Source organism: Pseudomonas sp. HY7a-MNA-CIBAN-0227, from assembly GCF_040310325.1.
In the GTDB taxonomy this organism is placed as follows: Bacteria; Pseudomonadota; Gammaproteobacteria; order Pseudomonadales; family Pseudomonadaceae; genus Aquipseudomonas.
Genome location: NZ_JBEOPT010000089.1, coordinates 1 through 281, shown reverse-complemented (window position 1 = coordinate 281; position 281 = coordinate 1). Strand labels below are relative to the sequence as shown.

The window sequence follows — 281 nt, the reverse complement described above, 5'->3', positions numbered from 1 at the left end:
CATCAGGAACGCGAGCGTCAGTTTTTGCTTTGACAACTTTAGGTGCACGCGGAGCAAGCTTTTCGCGGATACGGGCTGATTTACCAGAGCGCTCACGTAAGTAGTACAGTTTCGCACGGCGAACCGCACCACGGCGTTTCACTTCAATGCTGTCAATGATTGGTGAATGCAATTGGAATGCACGCTCAACACCAACACCGCTTGAGATTTTACGTACGGTAAACGCTGAGTTTAAACCACGGTTACGCTTAGCAATTACAATGCCTTCAAAAGCCTGTAGA

General features: G+C 48.4%; 1 protein-coding gene. It reads right to left on the bottom strand.

What is annotated here, in order from left to right:
• Positions 1–281: 50S ribosomal protein L19 (rplS, locus tag AAEZ06_RS27100; protein WP_350617166.1), on the bottom strand; the 281-nt coding region annotated here is incomplete at both ends.